The 18422-nt window shown below is 49.7% G+C and carries 14 protein-coding genes; 5 read left to right on the top strand and 9 right to left on the bottom strand.

The window, feature by feature from the left end; all coding sequences use genetic code 11:
• Positions 1–15 precede the first annotated feature (15 nt).
• From gpt to vcdP, 3 genes are all read right to left on the bottom strand, one after another.
• On the bottom strand, positions 16–480 hold the full coding sequence (gpt, locus tag EWA64_RS12270; protein WP_039424401.1) for a xanthine phosphoribosyltransferase: 465 nt from the start codon (positions 478–480) through the stop codon (positions 16–18).
• 142 nt (positions 481–622) lie between these two features.
• Entirely contained in the window at positions 623–1912 is a 1290-nt protein-coding gene (locus tag EWA64_RS12265) for an NCS2 family permease (protein WP_061893663.1), read from the bottom strand.
• 474 nt (positions 1913–2386) lie between these two features.
• Positions 2387–2476: a small protein VcdP gene (gene vcdP / locus EWA64_RS21285; RefSeq protein ID WP_483368912.1), complete on the bottom strand. Its 90-nt coding sequence runs from the start codon at positions 2474–2476 to the stop codon at positions 2387–2389.
• Between the two features lie 453 nt (positions 2477–2929).
• On the opposite strand from vcdP, the gene EWA64_RS12260 reads away from it, so the two are divergent.
• Positions 2930–4402 carry an aminoacyl-histidine dipeptidase gene (locus EWA64_RS12260; protein ID WP_061893662.1) on the top strand — a complete coding sequence of 491 codons (1473 nt, stop codon included), beginning with the start codon at positions 2930–2932 and terminating at the stop codon, positions 4400–4402.
• A 60-nt stretch (positions 4403–4462) separates the two neighbouring features.
• On the opposite strand, the gene EWA64_RS12255 is transcribed toward EWA64_RS12260, so the two are convergent.
• Positions 4463–4996: a DUF3332 domain-containing protein gene (locus tag EWA64_RS12255; RefSeq protein ID WP_061893661.1), complete on the bottom strand. Its 534-nt coding sequence runs from the start codon at positions 4994–4996 to the stop codon at positions 4463–4465.
• A 316-nt stretch (positions 4997–5312) separates the two neighbouring features.
• On the opposite strand from EWA64_RS12255, the gene EWA64_RS12250 reads away from it, so the two are divergent.
• Together EWA64_RS12250 and EWA64_RS12245 are read left to right on the top strand one after the other, a co-directional pair.
• Complete coding sequence (locus tag EWA64_RS12250) at positions 5313–6371, top strand: succinylglutamate desuccinylase/aspartoacylase family protein (RefSeq protein ID WP_061897292.1); 1059 nt, start codon at positions 5313–5315, stop codon at positions 6369–6371.
• A 113-nt stretch (positions 6372–6484) separates the two neighbouring features.
• Positions 6485–6952, top strand: a complete 468-nt coding sequence (locus tag EWA64_RS12245; protein WP_061893660.1) for a hypothetical protein — start codon at positions 6485–6487, stop codon at positions 6950–6952.
• A gap of 58 nt (positions 6953–7010) precedes the next feature.
• Here the strand turns inward: EWA64_RS12245 and ltrA are convergent, their stop codons facing one another.
• The 3 genes from ltrA to purL all read right to left on the bottom strand — a co-directional run bounded on the left by ltrA (position 7011) and on the right by purL (position 13306).
• Positions 7011–8303 carry a group II intron reverse transcriptase/maturase gene (gene ltrA / locus EWA64_RS12240; protein WP_061893079.1) on the bottom strand — a complete coding sequence of 431 codons (1293 nt, stop codon included), beginning with the start codon at positions 8301–8303 and terminating at the stop codon, positions 7011–7013.
• A gap of 618 nt (positions 8304–8921) precedes the next feature.
• Positions 8922–9239, bottom strand: coding sequence for a DUF3622 domain-containing protein (locus EWA64_RS12235; protein WP_045570685.1), 318 nt, complete (start codon positions 9237–9239; stop codon positions 8922–8924).
• Positions 9240–9397: 158 nt separating this feature from the next.
• Positions 9398–13306: a phosphoribosylformylglycinamidine synthase gene (purL, locus tag EWA64_RS12230; RefSeq protein ID WP_061895134.1), complete on the bottom strand. Its 3909-nt coding sequence runs from the start codon at positions 13304–13306 to the stop codon at positions 9398–9400.
• 295 nt (positions 13307–13601) lie between these two features.
• Here purL and mltF point away from each other — a divergent pair, with 295 nt between their 5' ends.
• On the top strand, positions 13602–15188 hold the full coding sequence (mltF, locus tag EWA64_RS12225) for a membrane-bound lytic murein transglycosylase MltF (protein ID WP_061895133.1): 1587 nt from the start codon (positions 13602–13604) through the stop codon (positions 15186–15188).
• A 428-nt stretch (positions 15189–15616) separates the two neighbouring features.
• Here the strand turns inward: mltF and tadA are convergent, their stop codons facing one another.
• Both tadA and EWA64_RS12215 read right to left on the bottom strand, forming a co-directional pair.
• Complete coding sequence (gene tadA / locus EWA64_RS12220) at positions 15617–16156, bottom strand: tRNA adenosine(34) deaminase TadA (protein ID WP_061895132.1); 540 nt, start codon at positions 16154–16156, stop codon at positions 15617–15619.
• 26 nt (positions 16157–16182) lie between these two features.
• Positions 16183–17070: a LysR substrate-binding domain-containing protein gene (locus EWA64_RS12215; protein WP_020328114.1), complete on the bottom strand. Its 888-nt coding sequence runs from the start codon at positions 17068–17070 to the stop codon at positions 16183–16185.
• Positions 17071–17225: 155 nt separating this feature from the next.
• Between EWA64_RS12215 and EWA64_RS12210 the strand changes: the two genes are divergently transcribed.
• Positions 17226–18356 carry an S-(hydroxymethyl)glutathione dehydrogenase/class III alcohol dehydrogenase gene (locus EWA64_RS12210; protein ID WP_020328115.1) on the top strand — a complete coding sequence of 377 codons (1131 nt, stop codon included), beginning with the start codon at positions 17226–17228 and terminating at the stop codon, positions 18354–18356.
• Positions 18357–18422: the final 66 nt, after the last annotated feature.

The following is an 18422-nucleotide window of genomic DNA, read 5'->3' as shown; positions in this document are numbered from 1 at the left end:
GCTTTGACAACGGTTTTACTTTTGCTTGCGATTGACTGGCTCTGCATACGAGAGCGCCATGTCCCAAGGTTGTTCAATCCATGTATCTTGTGCAATATCAACAACGTAGTCATCGAGCAGCGCTTTGCCTGATGGCTTGGCACACACAGCAATCAATTTCGCTTTTGGATACATTTCACGCAACTTACGCGCCGTGTCACCACTGTCGACCAAATCTTCAACGATCAAATAACCTTCACCATCGCCCTCAGGCGCTTTGATGACGGTCATGTCACGTTGGTGATCATGATCGTAGCTAGAGATGCAAATCGTGTCGACGTAGCGAATACCCAACTCACGTGCCAAGATAGCACCAGGAACCAAACCACCGCGACTCACGGCCCAGATACCTTTCCACTGCTCTGCTGGCATTTGTTGCTCAGCCAGTTTGCGGCAGTAAGTTTGCATGGCATCCCAAGTAATAACGAATTTGTTGCTCATTGTAATAACCTAATTATTTGAAAATCTGTTGCCCCAAACGGTTTTCGGGCTCTCATAATGATGAGAGCCCGAAAAGTAATAGAATGTCTGGGTTTCGAGCTGCGCAAACGATTATTCTACCGGAACGCAGCAGCAAAAGCTATTAAGCGAAAAGATACTTAACGATAAAGATCGCCGCCATCACCCAGACACTTAAAGAAACATCGCGCCCCTTACCACTGAACAGCTTAATGGCCGCGTAAGCAATAAAGCCAAGCGAAATGCCTTCTGCGATAGAGAACGTGAGAGGCATGAGCAAACAGGTTACTACCACTGGTGCCGCTTCGGTAAGGTCGCGCCAATCAATGCTCACTAGGCCCGAAAGCATCAAGATTGCTACATAGAAAAGAGCACCCGAGGTGGCATAAGCTGGGATCATGCCTGCAAGAGGAGAGAAGAACAGTGCTAAGAGGAACAGCACGCCCACAACGACCGCAGTCAAACCAGTACGACCACCTGCCGCTACACCAGCCACACTCTCAATGTAAGAGGTTGTGTTGGAAGTACCCAACAGAGCACCAACCGAAGTTGCCGTCGAGTCCGCAAGTAGTGCTTTGTTTAGACGTGGGATTTTGCCGTCTTCTTTGATCAGTTCCGCTTTAGTTGCTACACCGACTAAGGTGCCAGCAGTGTCAAACAGGTCAACGAAAAGGAAAGCAAACACAACCGAAATCATGCCAACTTCAAATACCGCGGAGAAATCTAGCTGTAAGAACGTCGGAGCAATACTTGGTGGCGTTGACATCACACCCGCCCATTGCACGTCACCAAAAACCAGACCTAATCCGGTTACCGCAAGAATAGCGATCATTACGGCACCTTTGACGCCGCGATGCACCAAAGCGATAGTGAGGAAGAAACCGATAGAAGCTAGAACCGGAGCCAGCGAAGTAATGTGGCCAATTGACACCAAGGTGGCTGGGTTATCAACGACAATGCCCGCATTCTTGAGCGCGATAAAGGCTAGAAATAAACCGATACCCGCAGAGATACCCGTTCTCAGTGCATGTGGAATGGAGTTAATGATCCACTCACGGATCTTAAAGATACTTAACAAGATGAACAGCACACCAGATACAAACACCGCCGCTAGAGCGACTTGCCAAGTGTAGCCCATCCCCAACACTACTGCGTAAGTAAAGAAGGCATTCAGGCCCATGCCTGGTGCTTGTGCGATCGGGTAATTAGCCCACAGGCCCATAATGAAACAACCAATCGCCGCAGCAAGACAGGTTGCAACGAATACCGCTCCACGATCCATTCCCGCATCGGCAAGAATCGCTGGGTTAACAAAAATGATGTAAGCCATCGTTAGAAAGGTGGTCACACCTGCGATGATCTCAGTGCGCACATTGGTGCCATTTTCACTGAGTTTAAATAGCCTTTCGAGCATAATCGAATCCTGTAAGGGTAAAAAGTAAACGGTTGCGTAATCGATTGGCTGCCGATTATAAAGTTATCAAATAACAAATTCCAGATAGATTTTTTACTCGAATCGAGATTTCACTGGCTTCAAAGACAGAAAAAGTAAATCAAACGATAGGTAATGATATTTTTCTTTATAAAACAATAAGAAAAAACAACAGCTTTAAGAATTGTGTTGTGGAAAAAATCGACAATGTCATAAACTTTCAATAAATAAATCGACCGCTTTGCCGTTTTTGCATTACAAAAATGCGGTCAAACAGACCAAATGCAGTCAATAAAATGCATAGAGGAGAAATCGACGCGGGAGAAAATGCAGACATAAAAAAACGCCACTCAACAAGAGTGGCGGTAGAATCATGTCAGCGCTATTACTGAAAGAAAATTCCAATTTATAGGGGTGAACAAACTGTTCAGGGTCACATGCCGTTGGTTAACTGGATTATTTGTAACCAAAGCTTGTTGGGTAAGCAAAGTTGCTGGTGTAAACCGAGTGGTTGGACCAAAACATTGCAGAAGCTAAACCTTTCATAACTATCACCTTTACTAAATCAATAAGACATGTTTGATTTCTCGGTTCCTTGGAGGCGATAAAACGGACTCATCCTTTGAGCATTTCTTTCTTCGCTTAAGAAGTTGGTTATAAATATACCACTAAGAAATTTTATTACAAGTTTTTTAGTGACTTTTATCACATAAATTTCATTTATTGACTATCATCAATTTTTTAACGTAATTAAATTACAAAAATATCATTCAGCACTTTGCATAACGAAAAGAAGCCACAAAACGTACACAAATAGACAGGTGAACGTTCACAGAATGTGACACTCTCGTTGTAAGCGCATCATCAACGCAACTACTCGCCATACTCTGCTAGTGGTATGCTTGCTGCTGATTTATTATCAGCAGGCTGGGCATTTATGTGCAGAAATCGGTCTGCTGCAGTACGCCTTCTGGCAAATAATATGTAAAGGAGTCATCCGTGTCTGAATTCCATTCTGAAATCAGTAGTCTGTCCCCCACTCCCCTTTGGCAGTTTTTCGACAAAATTTGTTCTATCCCTCATCCATCTAAACATGAAGAAGCGCTCGCGCAGTACATAGTGACTTGGGCAACGGAGCAAGGTTTAGAAGTTCGCCGTGATCCAACGGGCAATGTATTTATTAAAAAACCAGCCACCGCGGGTATGGAAAATAAAAAAGGTGTTGTGCTGCAAGCACACATCGATATGGTTCCACAGAAGAATGAAGACACCGATCATGACTTTACCCGCGATCCTATCCAGCCATACATTGATGGTGAATGGGTAACCGCAAAAGGAACCACGCTTGGCGCAGATAACGGCATCGGTATGGCATCTTGCCTGGCTGTATTGGCATCAAGCGAGATCAAACACGGCCCAATTGAAGTACTGCTAACCATTGATGAAGAAGCGGGCATGACTGGCGCATTCGGCCTTGAAGCAGGTTGGTTGGAAGGTGAGATTCTACTCAATACCGACTCAGAGCAAGAAGGCGAAGTCTACATGGGCTGTGCAGGTGGCATTAATGCAGAGCTGTTGTTTGATATCCAACGTGAAGCGCTACCACAAGGTTATGTTGCCCGCCAACTTATCCTTAAAGGGCTCAAAGGCGGCCACTCAGGCTGTGATATTCACACAGGTCGTGGCAACGCCAACAAACTGATGGCACGCTTTTTAGCTGGCCATGCCAATGAACTCGACATGCGTCTGATTGAGTTCCGTGGTGGTAGCTTAAGAAATGCCATCCCTCGCGAGGCTTTTGTCACCGTTGCGCTGCCTGAGGAAAACCTCAGCAAACTGGCCGAACTGTTTGAGTTTTACACTGAGCTGCTCAAATCTGAGCTCGGTAAAGTCGAAACCAATTTGGTGACCTTTAATCAAGAAGCATCCAGTGACGCACAAGTGTTGGTGATGGCCGATCAACAGCGTTTGATTGCCGCGCTCAACGCTTGTCCAAATGGCGTAATGCGCATGAGTGATGAGATTGAAGGCGTAGTTGAAACATCGCTCAATGTCGGTGTGATCAAAACCGATGAGAATGAAGTAAGCGTGTTGTGTCTGGTTCGCTCACTGATCGATTCAGGCCGTACTCAAGTGGAAAGCATGCTGAAATCAGTGGCAGAGCTTGCCGGAGCACGTATTGAACTTTCTGGCGCGTACCCAGGTTGGAAGCCAGACGCCGATTCTGAAATCATGGCTATCTTCCGTGACATGTACCAAGGCATTTACGGCCACAAGCCGAACATCATGGTAATCCACGCAGGTTTGGAATGTGGTCTGTTTAAAAAACCTTACCCTCACATGGACATGGTTTCTTTCGGTCCAACGATTAAGTTCCCTCATTCACCCGATGAGAAAGTGAAGATTGATACCGTCCAACTTTACTGGGATCAAATGGTTGCTTTACTAGAAGCCATTCCAGAGAAAGCATAAAACGCAAACCAACGGGCGAGAACCTAACGCCCGTTGGTTATTTGCTGGCTAAGAACAAACTCAACTTCGAGCGTAAGCCGCTAACTCATCCATAGATGTTTGCGCAACCATCTTACCATTGATGTAGTAAGTCACAGATTCTCCATCACGAATGCCTGTCAACGTCGCTTTTTCACCGTTATTGTAAGTGATGTCCATTTGTACCGTATTCTCATCGATTGGCTGCATCGTGCCTTGCTCAATCGAGCGGTGCTTTGTCAATGGAGCAATCGGAGCTGTTTTTAGCGAGTCATCCAACTGGTGATTAACATCGATGTAGGTATCCATTTTTGTATCAAAAATATGAGGCTTACCATTGAGTGGGTTTTTACCCGTCCAGAATTCAAGGGAGTTGAACACGATGTAATCGGCTGCAACAGCCAAACCGTACACTGGTGCCAACAACATATTTAGACCACCACGAGCATAACGATTATCAACAGCTTTTAAATTGAACCCCATAACGTAACCCGTTACTGCATTGCTACCTACACAGCCAGACAATGCCATTGCTGCTACTGACAATGTCACCACTTTAGTGATCGTCTTTTTCATATTTACCTCGAGTTGTCATTTGAAGAACAGAAATTGGGGGCGCATATTAGCGCATGTAAAAACCTTCATCAAAGTAAGAAAATCTCATGCTCGTAGAGCAATGTAAAAAATATATTTCTTATATAACAATGATATATATTTAATCCTTAGGGATTAACCAAGAAAATTCCATGTAAGCTCCATTAACCGCTTTTCGACAAAAATCAGGAAAAAGGAAATCAACGATTAGCAGTTTTTATCGTAATCTTAATAAGGTCGAATGGTTTGATATAGGTTGCGTGTTAGAGTCAGTGGAATAAAAAAGGCAGGAAGTACTATGGTTCGCAATAAGAAAAATAAGATATTTGAGATTTTGGGGCATAAGATTAAACCGGGGCAGAGAGAAGAGATTGAGTTAGATGCGGCTCAGCTCTACACGCACTCACCTCTGTCGATTCCGATTGAAGTGATCAACGGCCGCTATGCGGGACCAGTTATCATGGTCAACGCGGCGATTCACGGCGACGAACTCAATGGGGTGGAAATTGTTCGCCAGCTCATCAACAGCTTAGATCCACAAAAAATCCGTGGCACAGTGATAGCCGTTCCGATCGTCAACGTCTTTGGTTTCATTCATAAATCACGCTATTTACCAGACAGGCGCGATCTTAATCGCTGTTTTCCGGGCAGTGAAAAAGGGGCGCTGGCATCACGTATGGCCCATACGTTTTTCAACAATATAGCGCTAAGAGCGGACTATATAATCGATCTGCATACAGGGGCGATTCACCGTACCAACCTGCCGCAGATCCGAGCCAATCTCAGCAATCCTGAGACACTGAAGATCGCCAAAGCTTTTGCAGCCCCCGTGATCGTCGATTCTGCGTTGCGCGATGGCTCCCTTCGCTCGGAAGCAGAAAAGTGTCAAATTCCGGTCTTAACCTATGAAGCAGGTGAAGCGCTACGTTTTGATCCGCTTTCTATCAGCGCCGGTGTGCATGGTGTCAAACGGGTGATGCAGTCCATTGGCATGCTGCGCGCCAGCCGTAAACGCTTCCCTGATCCGGTGATTGCCAAATCAACCAGTTGGGTACGCGCTTCGGGCAACGGCATTCTGCGCACTGTGGTCAACCTCGGTGCCAAGGTAGAGAAAGGAGAAACACTCGCCTACATCAGCTCTCCCCTTGGTCATGATGAAGTTGAGCTGCTAGCACCGAAAGGCGGGATTGTGATTGGCCAACAAACGCTACCTCTGGTGAATGAAGGCGATGCCATCTTTCATATTGCCTACTTCCGTCAAGACGATGACTCAGTAGAACAAGTGGTTGAAAGCTATATTGAAGAGTTGGTCGACGCCGACACTGACACCATCACCACCGGGCAGATCCCATTGTAAGCTCGCCCCGGTTTTTACTGGGGCCATACAAATCAATACAAAATCATAATTGAACAGTGTTTAATTCGTCTTTATGATGTTTGGATGTTATTTCCAGTGTCGATTCTGATTCAATGCTACCCAAACGTTTCCATCTCTCGCTCAGCGCTATGCTGCTGAGCCCCTCTCTTTTCGCACACTCTGCTGGAGAGCCAAGTGGCAAAATAGCCCAGTACCTACAAGAACAGTTCACCGTTCAACGACTAAACAACGATACTGACCTTTTAGCTCAAACAGCGCCAACGGACTTAGATCTGGATGCACGGCCCACTCAGGTTGAATGGCAAATCGACGGTGTACAAAATCGAGCCAAGTGCATTTTGTCACAAAAAGAAAAAGCCACTTCTCACTTAGATTTCGATTACGGTGAAGCCAACGATCTGTCGGATGGCTTGCAACATATTGATCTACCAAAGCATAAGAGCAGACAGATTTATCAGCAAACGCTTGTACCATCAGGTAAATGGGGTAATCAACCGCCGTATGTCGTAAAAAACGACGCTTCACTCAGCCTGTCGATTTCATCCGATTGCTTCGAATAAAAACGGCAACGCCAAAAGATGAAATCGAGTAGGAGGAGGCCTCACGGCCTCCATCCTCTCACACCACCGTACAAGCGTGGGTCGCATACGGCGGTTCCGAATATACCTTTAGTGACTCATACCCATCTCTCAATGAGTACAATCCCCTCTCCTTGAACCATTTGATTGGCATGGCGTGATTCAACTGGGGCGAGAGGGCTAAGTGCCACCACCCTTTATCTGACATCGCCAGCTTCCACGCATTTCGCTCTGTTACACCTTGGCGTTGTAACCATGTCGCTATGCTGTATCTGCGTTTGCGCTGTTTCAGGCGGTAGCATCTCAACCGACGCCGTATCCATTCGTCCAAGCGCTGCATCGCACTTTGACCTAGGGCGAGCTTGAAGTAGTGCTGCCAACCTCGTAGGTATTGGGTTAACTCGGTGATGATTACCGACAACTCTCGACCTCGATTTCGCTTCGTTATTTTCCGCACTCGCTGCTTCATTTGAGCTTGTGCCGGTTTTGATATCAGGAGAGTTCCGTCTATCTTGAAGCTATGACTTAGGTAGGCTCGCTCCGTCACTCTTGTTGCTGCACTTTTCTCTCGATTTACCGTGAGCTTTAGCTTCTGCTCCAAGAACTCCGTTATCGACTCTTTGACTCGATGGGCGGCTTCCTCACTACGAACGTAGATTTGGCAGTCATCTGCATATCGACAGAACTTATGCCCTCTTCGCTCTAACTCTTTGTCCAGTTCATCTAATACGATATTGGAAAGTAACGGAGATAATGGCCCACCCTGTGGTGTTCCTCGTTGTCTTCGCTCTACTAACCCATCTCGCATTAAGCCTGCCTGTAGATAGGACCTGATGAGCTTTAATACTCGTTTATCACTAATGTCCTTAGATAATCTGCGCATCAGCCTATCATGGTTCACCGTGTCGAAGTATTTGGCTAGATCGATATCCACTACATAACCCCGCCCTTCTCTGATATAGCGGCTTGCTGCCGCAAGCGCATGATGCGCACTGCGGTTCGGCCTGAACCCGTAGCTGCTGTTGGAGAACCTCGGCTCATAGATGTCTGACAGTACTGATGTGATCGCCTGTTGGACTATCCTATCCAGTACCGTGGGGATACCTAATTGCCTGACGCCACCATTCGGCTTGGGGATTTCTACACCCAGAACAGGTTGAGGTTGGTAGCTTCCGTCCAGAAGACTCTGGCGGAGCGCTTGCCCATTTGAAGCTTGCCGAAGTTTAGAAATGGTCGCTGTGATGTCGAGTCTGTCGACACCTGCGCACCCCTTGTTCTTCTTCACGCGTCGAAGGGCATGGTTCAAATTCGCTGAGGAGCTGATTTGTTCCATCAGCGCAGTAGGGGTCACCAAGACTCGTCCTCCTTTCTACGCCGATCATGCTTGTCATTCTTCGTGACCATGAGCTTTACTTGCGGTATTGCCCATTGGGACGTAGAGATGATTTTCATCTTGCTATGACTCCACATGATTGAGTGTCTAGTGACTGCTTCTTGATATATTCAGTTCAGGCCTTCCTTTGAGTTGTACTTCCTCAAAGTACTATGCCTTCTGCTGACTTCTCATTGCCCATCACACAACATCACTGCTGTATTAGTCTCATCTGAGACAGGCAATGAGATCTCCCGAGGTAAGACGTTGCTCTTTCCCTTGGTCATGCCTGATTTACCTATACACACTTCCCGTCGAGGCATTGGGCTATTCTATCTATTGCTAGGTTACCCAAGTTGTACAGGCCTACTATCAGGTTTCTGTTCGTCACAACCAAGTTTTGCCGTTTGCTTCCTTCAGGTTTCACCTCACGGTGAACACCCTTGCATAGGCTAACGGTTCTCGCTCGACTGAGCCCGTAGAGGACTTTCACCTCCTAGATCAACGCCATGCTCGGCGCACAAGAAAAAAGCCCTGATTGCGAATCAGGGCTTTTCTGTTTGGTCAGAGAGCGTGAGCTTACGCTTCGTCGTCTTCTTCGTCATCCATTTCAGCGTCACGTGTGCGGCGTAATTCAGCTTTACGAATTTTCGCGCTTAGCGCTTCCGCTTCACGTTCCTTGCGCATTTGGCCTTTGCGCTCGTTACGAACAACTTGGTTTTGCACAAACTCAGCCAGCTCTTTTTCCGCCCAAGCTTGAGCCAGCGCTTCACTTTCAAAACCCATTTGGCGCTTGGAGACAACTGTCTTACGAGATGTCACTTGACGAGTGATCTCTGCCGCCCAACCTTCACGTTTTTCAGTTACGCGGATAGCAAATTTTTTGTTTTTCGACATTTGAAAGTTTCCTAAGGGATTATTAAGGGATCAACGCCATCCCTTGGCAAGCGCGGTATTAGAGCACAAATAAAAGAGGTTGGCTATCCATCACTGGATAAAAAAACCGCCAGAGCAAAGCTCTAGCGGTTGAAGAGATAAGGTACTGTTACTGGCGATTAACCGAGATTCTTACGTGCGTTCTGGAACATACGCATCCAGGCACCATTTTCACCCCAGTTATCTGGGTGCCATGAGTTCGCCACCGTGCGGAAGACACGCTCTGGGTGCGGCATCATGATGGTGACGCGGCCGTCTTTGGTTGTCAGACCGGTAATCGCATTTGGCGAGCCGTTCGGGTTGTTCGGGTACTGCTGAGTCGGCTGGCCGAAGTTATCCACGAAACGGACGGCAACCGTGCCTGATTGCTCGATCGCGCTGAGGTGCGCTTCGTCGCGAACTTCCACGCGACCTTCACCGTGAGAGACCGCAATCGGCATACGAGAACCTGCCATGCCATCGAAGAACACAGAATCCGACTTCTGCACTTCAACCAGACTAAAGCGCGCTTCAAAACGCTCCGATTCGTTGCGCACGAAACGTGGCCACAAGTCTGCACCCGGGATCAGATCTTTCAGGTTAGACAGCATTTGACAACCGTTACACACACCTAGCGAGAACGTGTCCTGACGGTTGAAAAACTGCTCGAACTGTTCGCGAGCCTGTGCATTGAACAGCACCGATTTCGCCCAACCTTCACCCGCGCCCAGCACGTCACCGTAGGAGAAGCCACCACACGCAACCAGACCTTGGTACTCATCCAGTACCGCTTGGCCAGTCAGAATGTCGCTCATGTGAATGTCGACTGCGTCAAAGCCCGCACGGTCAAACGCTGCCGCCATTTCAACGTGTGAGTTCACGCCCTGCTCACGCAGAATCGCCATCTTAGGCTTCGCGCCTGTGTTGATCATCGAAGCGGCGATGTAAGGTGCCGCGACGTCTTGGTTGACATCAAAGCTCAGTGACACGTTCAGACCTGGATCTGAGTTGTCTTTTTTCGCCGCAAATTCTTGATCGGCACACGCTGGGTTGTCGCGCATTGCTTGCATCTTGTGTGTCGTTTCGGCCCAGATGGTACGCATTTCGGTACGTGAACGCTGAAGAAGGACTTGTTCACCCGAAGTCACCACAAATGCATCTGATGCGTCAACTTCACCGATAACGTGTGAACAATCTGCCAGACCATTAGCCGCCAGCGTGGCCAATACCGCATTCAGTTCATCGCTCTTGACCTGAATTACCGCACCCAACTCTTCGTTGAACAGCGCAGCCAGTACGTCGTCACCCAGCGTTTCAATGTTGGCTTTCACACCACAGTGACCCGCGAACGCCATTTCAGCCAGCGTGACAAACAGACCGCCGTCGCCTTTATCGTGGTAAGCCACCAACTTGTCGTTGCGAACCAGAGTTTGCATCGCATCGAAGAAGCCTTTCAGTTGCTCGGCATTGTCAACGTCAGCCGGCTTGTCACCCAACTGCTTGTAAACTTGCGCCAAGGCCGTCGCGCCCAGACGATTCTGACCGTTACCCAGATCCACCAGCACCAGAGATGTTTCACCCAGATCGGTACGCAGTTGTGGTGTGATGGTCTTACGCACATCTTCCACACGCGCAAACGCGGTGATGACGAGCGACAGCGGCGAGGTCACTTCTTTGTTTTCGCCGTTCTCGTTCCACTTGGTCTTCATCGACATCGAGTCTTTACCAACCGGAATGGTCAGGCCCAACGCAGGACACAGCTCTTCACCCACGGCTTTCACCGCTTCGTACAGACCCGCATCTTCACCCGGGTGACCGGCAGGAGACATCCAGTTCGCTGACAGTTTGATGTGTTTAATATCGCCGATATCGGTTGCCGCGATGTTGGTCAGAGACTCACCCACCGCCAGGCGCGCCGATGCGCCGAAGTCAAGCAGAGCGACAGGAGTGCGCTCGCCCATAGACATCGCTTCACCGTGGTAAGTGTCGTAGCTTGCTGCCGTTACCGCGCAGTTGGCCACTGGCACCTGCCAAGGACCAACCATTTGGTCACGAGCGACCAGACCGGTCACGGTGCGGTCACCGATGGTGATCAGGAAGGTTTTCTCAGCCACAGCCGGCAGACGCAGCACGCGATCCACCGCTTCATTGAGTTCGATACCGCTGCGATCAATCGCTGGGCTGGTCACTTTCAGCGTGGTCGCTTCACGGTGCATTTTCGGCGGTTTGCCAAGCAGAATGTCCATCGGCATGTCGATTGGCATGTTATCGAAGTGGCTGTCTTCCAGAGTCAGATGACGCTCTTCCGTTGCCACGCCCACGACTGCATAGGGTGCGCGCTCACGCTTACAGATAGCATCAAATGCCGCCATGTGCTCCGGCGCAACCGCCAGCACATAACGCTCTTGCGATTCGTTACACCAGATTTCCAGCGGGCTCATGCCCGGTTCATCGTTTGGCACGTCACGCAGCTGGAATTTACCGCCACGATCGCCATCGTTAACCAGCTCTGGCAGTGCGTTCGAGATACCGCCCGCGCCCACATCGTGGATAAACGCGATTGGGTTCGCATCGCCCAGCTGCCAGCAGCGGTCGATCACTTCCTGACAACGACGTTCCATCTCTGGGTTTTCACGTTGTACTGAAGCAAAATCCAAATCTTCTGCCGACTGACCCGACGCCATTGAAGACGCTGCGCCGCCGCCCAGACCGATGTTCATTGCCGGACCGCCCAGCACGATCAGTTTCGCGCCAACCGGGATTTCTTTTTTCTGTACGTGTTCGTCACGAATGTTACCCATGCCGCCAGCAATCATGATTGGCTTGTGGTAACCACGGATCTCTTCACCCGCGTGCGAGGTGACTTTCTCTTCATAAGTACGGAAGTAACCCAGCAGGTTTGGACGACCAAATTCGTTGTTGAATGCCGCGCCGCCCAGAGGACCTTCAATCATGATATCCAGCGCGCTCACGATGCGGCTTGGTTTACCAAAATCACTTTCCCAAGGCTGAACAAAGTCAGGGATGCGCAGGTTAGATACCGTAAAGCCCACCAGACCCGCTTTTGGCTTACCGCCGATACCGGTTGCGCCTTCATCACGAATTTCACCGCCGCTACCGGTTGACGCACCTGGCCAAGGCGAAATCGCCGTTGGGTGGTTGTGCGTTTCCACTTTCATCAGAATGTGGGCGTCTTCGTGGTGGTAAGTGTATTGACGTGAGTCCGGATCCGGGAAGAAACGGCCGACTTTCGAACCGGTCATTACCGCCGCGTTGTCTTTGTAGGCAGACAGCACGTGATCCGGCGTGGTTTCGAAGGTGTTCTTGATCATCTTGAACAGCGATTTGTCCTGATCAACACCGTCAATAGTCCAATCCGCATTGAAAATTTTGTGACGACAGTGCTCAGAGTTCGCCTGAGCAAACATCATCAGCTCGATGTCATTCGGGTTACGACCCAGCTTGATGAAGTTCTCCACCAAGTAATCAATTTCATCTTCCGCCAGTGCCAGACCAAGGGAAACGTTGGCTTCTTCCAGCGCAACACGACCACCAGAGAGGATATCCACCTGAGTCATTGGCGCTGGCTCTGCCACGCTAAATAGCGCTTGTGCCGCGTCGAGTTCCGTGAACACCACTTCCATCATGCGATCGTGCAGCAAGGCTTGCAGAGTGGTTACCTGCTCTTGCGTCAGCGCCACTTCGCTCTCAACGTAGTATGCCGTACCGCGTTCCAGACGTTTGATCGACGCCAGACCACAGTTGTGCGCAATATCCGTTGCTTTAGAAGACCAAGGAGAAATAGTGCCCGGACGAGGCGTCACCAGCAGGAGTAAGCCCTGTGGCTCGTGTTCTTGAATGGTTGGACCGTAAGTCAGCAGCTTCTCTAACTTTTCCAGTTCCTGAGCGTCTAACTCGGTTTTGAGGTCGGCAAAGTGCATGAACTCAGCGTAAATACCGCTCACAGGCAGGGCTTGTTCACGACAAAGTTCCAGAAGTTTGTTAACACGAAACTCAGAAAGAGCTGGGGAGCCACGCAAAATTCTCATGTGCTTAGGTCTCTTATGCAATTGATTAAGGTGATATTGGAATAAATTCAAAAACTTAATGAAAAACTTGCGAACTTATGCCGATTCCACCTCTCCTTTGCGGGCGCATTATAATGGATTTATTTTTGTGATGTAACAGCAAAAGCAACCGTTTGCGTCATTTTTTTTGTCAAACTAGCAATACAGGCAAAATGTTCTGTTGCTTGAACATCGGCGATGAGAAATCAGGCTTTTACTTTGCCAGTGCAGCGAGCTTTGATATAAAGGGACCAATTGCTTCTTGAGAATATCGTTAATGCGCTTGATCCCGTTCGCCAGAATCCGCCACTATCTTCTACTCTCGGCCGCCGTGCTGATGCTCTCTGCCTGTCAGATAGAGTCAAAACCCGCCAGCGAGCTGGATCAGATCAAACAACGCGGCGTACTGCGCGTGGGAACGCTCAATAACCAGCTCTCTTACTACATCGGCCCCGATGGTCAAGCCGGCTTAGATTATGAACTGGCCCGTCAATTTGCTGACCAACTTGGCGTGCGTTTGGAAATCAAACCCGCTTACCGCCAAGCCGAGCTGTTTCCAATGCTCAAGCGTGGTGACATTGACCTGATCGCGACCGGATTGAGCCAAAGCAAAAATGCCGTTAACCAGTTTCGCCCGGGACCTGCGTATTACTACGTCAGCCAACAAGTGGTGTACAAGAATGGCGATTTACGTCCGCGCAACCTTGAGCAGCTCATTAGCTATCAATCAGAAAAGCAACAGAACACCAGCAGCGAAGCGCAAGGCGATGACAGCATCAATGACGCCGCAGCGGCCACGTTGCAAGTGGTTAAACAATCTCAGTACGCTTCTACGCTCAGAAGATTGCAGAAGGATTACCCCGAGCTTGCCTTCCAAGTGATCTCCAACGCTGACACCAACGATCTGCTGAAAAAGGTTTCGCAAGGTGAACTGCGTTTTACCGTAACCGATTCGGTTGAGCTCTCTCTTGCCCAGCGTTTGTATCCAGACCTTGCTCTGGCTTTTGAGCTGACGGAAGATCAACCTGTCTCTTGGTTTGTGCGCCGTTCGCCAGATGAATCGCTGTACGCCATGTTGATAGAGTTCTTTGGCGATGTGAACCAATCGGGGGAGCTGGCGCGTCTTGAAGAAAAGTACATCGGCCACATCGGTTCCTTTGATTACGTCGACACACGTGCCTTTATTCGTGCGCTCGACAGCCGTTTACCGAAATGGGCACCGCTGTTTGAGCAATATTCGGCGGAATTTGACTGGCGTTTGATCGCTGCATTGGCTTATCAAGAGTCCCATTGGAACCCACTGGCTAAATCGCCAACGGGTGTGCGCGGCATGATGATGTTGACCCTACCTACGGCGAAAAGTGTTGGGGTGAGAAATCGCCTTGATCCGGAACAATCGATCAAAGGCGGCGTTGAGTATCTGCGCCGTATTGTTTCGCGAGTGCCAGAGTCGATTCCCCAGCATGAGAAAATTTGGTTTGCCTTGGCCTCTTACAATGTTGGCTTCGGTCATATGATGGACGCGCGCCGCTTGACCAAAAAACAGGGCGCTAACCCCGACTCTTGGGGCGATGTCAAAGAGAGATTGCCACTGCTAAGGCAGAAGAAATATTTTAGCCAAACCCGCTACGGCTTTGCCCGTGGTGATGAGGCGAGAAATTACGTGGAAAACATTCGCCGCTACTATCAGTCGATCATCGGTCATGTGGGGCAACGATCTTATTTACAAGCCAATGATGACGGGGAAATATTGGTTATTCCACCGCTTGAAGGCGAAGAGTTACTCACCCCCGATGAGATATCGGATGTTGCATCTGAACCGTCGGATGAAGCCGAGCTCTCATCTGTCTCGGCAGAAAAGTAGTTCCTGCCGAGGATTTTTCTCTTGGTGGATTGATTTTTGGGGAAGGGTTTCTCTAAAATCGCCCATTCGCTATTTACTGGCGCGTTGTCACTGAACGCGCCTTATTAGCCAGTAGAGGCGGCTTTAGCGCGCACTGCGCTTGAGTTCTCAATCAACCATTTCCATTCATTCTTCACTCCCAGTGATGGGAACAAGCAGAGCTGATGGGGATTTTTTGTCGTAAGCAGGAGGTCGTGATGTTGAGACGTCGTGTCCAATCAAAACGCCTAAATAAAACCGTTGCCGCTAACCGCCGCAAACGTAAATTAGCCAACACTAAAAGAAAAATTAGCGCACGTAACCGTATTTTCGTTCATCTTGTCAATCACGCTTAATCATTCGCAAACATCTACGCTCGGTAGATGTTTGCCCGCTTATCTCTCTTCTCGTTAGTTAGTCGCGCCATCATCTTGCCCAGCATCGCGCTTTGACGCCTCTTTCTGCGCTTTGATCTCTTTGCGCCGACGTTGAAAAAACGCCTGCAGTTGCTGGCGGCATTCCTCTTCCAACACCCCCTTTTCCACCGTGGCATAGTGATACGCAGCCTGACTGCTGAACAGATCCATCACTGTGCCTGCCGCACCGGCTTTGAGATCCGGCGCACCATAGACGATGCGTTTAACCCGGCTGTGCAGCAAGGCACCCGCACACATCGGACACGGTTCAAGCGTCACATACAAGGTAGTATCGAGCAGACGATAGTTATGCAGCGTCGCACCCGCTTTGCGCAGCACTTGAATTTCGGCGTGCGCAGTGGCATCGCAGGCACCAATGGAACGGTTCCATCCTTCCGCAATGATCTCACCATCCTTGACCAGCAACGCACCGACGGGCACTTCACCTTCTGCTTCAGCCTGCTGGGCAAGTTCCATCGCTCGGCGCATGAAATGTTCATCTTCAGGGGTAAAAGTGGCGGTTGTATCTGTCATGGAAACCTCATCTGTTGGGGGCGCAATTATAGCGGCATCGCCGGTGCAGATAAATGCTGCGCCAGATAATCCACCAGCAAACGCACTTTCGGCGATAAATGGCGGTTTTGCGGATAAAGCGCCCAGACCCCTTCCCGGTCATCACGATAGCTTGGCAGCACTTCGACCAAACGGCCCGAAAGCAGATGCTCTTCGACGTAATAATCCGGCAATTGCGCCAGCCCCATACCTTTGAGCACGGCATCTAACAGCACGACGCCGCTGCTGCAACTGAGGCGTCCTTTGACACGAATCGAGCGCGACTGCTGATTTTCTTTGAAACGCCAGTGATCGTATGTCCCGACCAGACAACTGTGTTTAGTCAGTTCAGACAGAGTGTGCGGCGTGCCACATTGGGCAAGATAGTCCGGCGTCGCACAGACATACAAATGGCGATTACTCAGGCGGCGGGCAATAAAGCTGGAATCGTCCAACTGACCAAGACGCACCGCGACATCCACGCCCTGCTCAATCAAATCCAGTTTCTGGTTGGTCAGAACCAATTCCAACTCCAGCTTCGGATGCTGCAGCAAGAAGTCGTTCAGCAACGGCGCAATTTTCTGTTCGCCGTAGGTAACCGGCGCCGTCACTTTCAATTTACCTCTCGGCGTTTGTTGCATCTGAGTCACCGTCAGCTCAGCCTGCTCCAGCCCCTCCAGCAATGCACGGCATTGCTGGTAATACACCTGACCGGCTTCGGTGAGCGAGACTTTACGCGTCGTACGCAGCAGCAACTTGACCCCCAACCGCTCTTCCAGCAACGCAATCCTTCGGCTGACATTCGCCACCGAGGTTACCAAGCGTTTTGCTGCCTGAGTAAAACTGCCTGTCTCTGCGACGGCAACAAATTCACTCACCCCTTCCCAACTCGCCATTTCATCTTATCCGTTGCTGATTATTACAATGCCGTAAAAGTCATTCTCATTTTGACCCAATTATACCGCCAAATGAAAGGACTATACTGACAATCTTGGTTGGGCGTTTAGCCGCGCCCCCCACTCGATTGCAATGTATGAAAAGGAATCACTCCATGTCTCAAGACAAATTCATTAAATCTCGTGCCGCGGTTGCCTGGGGCCCAAATCAGCCACTGAAGATGGAAGAAGTGGACGTTATGCTGCCACGTAAAGGCGAAGTGCTGGTGCGTATCGTCGCATCGGGCGTTTGCCACACGGACGCGTTTACCCTGTCTGGTGATGATCCTGAAGGCGTATTCCCGGCGATCCTTGGCCATGAAGGCGGTGGTATCGTTGAAATGGTTGGTGAAGGCGTCACCAGCGTGGAAGTGGGCGATCACGTCATTCCACTCTACACCGCCGAATGTGGCGAATGTAAGTTCTGTAAATCAGGCAAAACCAACCTGTGTAGCGCTGTGCGTGCCACTCAGGGCAAAGGCTTGATGCCAGACGGCACGACGCGTTTCTACAAAGATGGCGAGCCCATTTTCCACTACATGGGCTGTTCGACCTTCTCTGAATACACCGTGCTGCCAGAAATCTCTTTAGCGAAAGTCAACAAAGAAGCACCACTGGAAGAGATCTGTCTGCTGGGTTGTGGCGTGACCACGGGTATGGGCGCAGTCATGAACACCGCCAAAGTGAAAAAAGGCGACACCGTTGCCATCTTTGGTCTGGGTGGTATCGGCTTGTCCGCGATCATCGGCGCTCGAATGGTTGGCGCGAGCCGTATTATTGGTATCGATATCAATGAGAAGAAATTCGAACTGGCGAAACAACTGGGTGCGACCGACTGCATCAACCCACAGAAATTCGATAAGCCGATTCAGGACGTTATCATCGAGATGACTGACGGCGGCGTCGACTTCTCGTTCGAATGTATCGGCAACGTGAACGTGATGCGCCAGGCGCTGGAATGCTGTCACAAAGGTTGGGGCGAATCCGTCATCATTGGTGTTGCGGGCGCAGGTCAGGAGATCTCTACCCGTCCATTCCAGCTGGTGACTGGCCGAGTATGGCGCGGCAGCGCATTTGGCGGCGTGAAAGGTCGTTCACAACTGCCGGGTATTGTTGAACAGTATCTGGCGGGTGAATTTGGTCTGCAGGAGTTTATTACTCACACCATGCCGCTCGACGAGATCAACCAAGCGTTTGAGCTGATGCATTCGGGTGAAAGCATTCGCTCGGTGATCCATTTCAAATAATCGCCAACCCTCAGCAATGACGGGCGATGCTGACCGGATAATAGAATGTTGCAGCCAGCAAAGCTG

Origin of the sequence: Vibrio cidicii (assembly GCF_009665415.1) — a bacterium.
Taxonomy (GTDB): Bacteria; Pseudomonadota; Gammaproteobacteria; order Enterobacterales; family Vibrionaceae; genus Vibrio; species Vibrio cidicii.
This window is presented reverse-complemented; position numbering and strand designations above follow the sequence as displayed.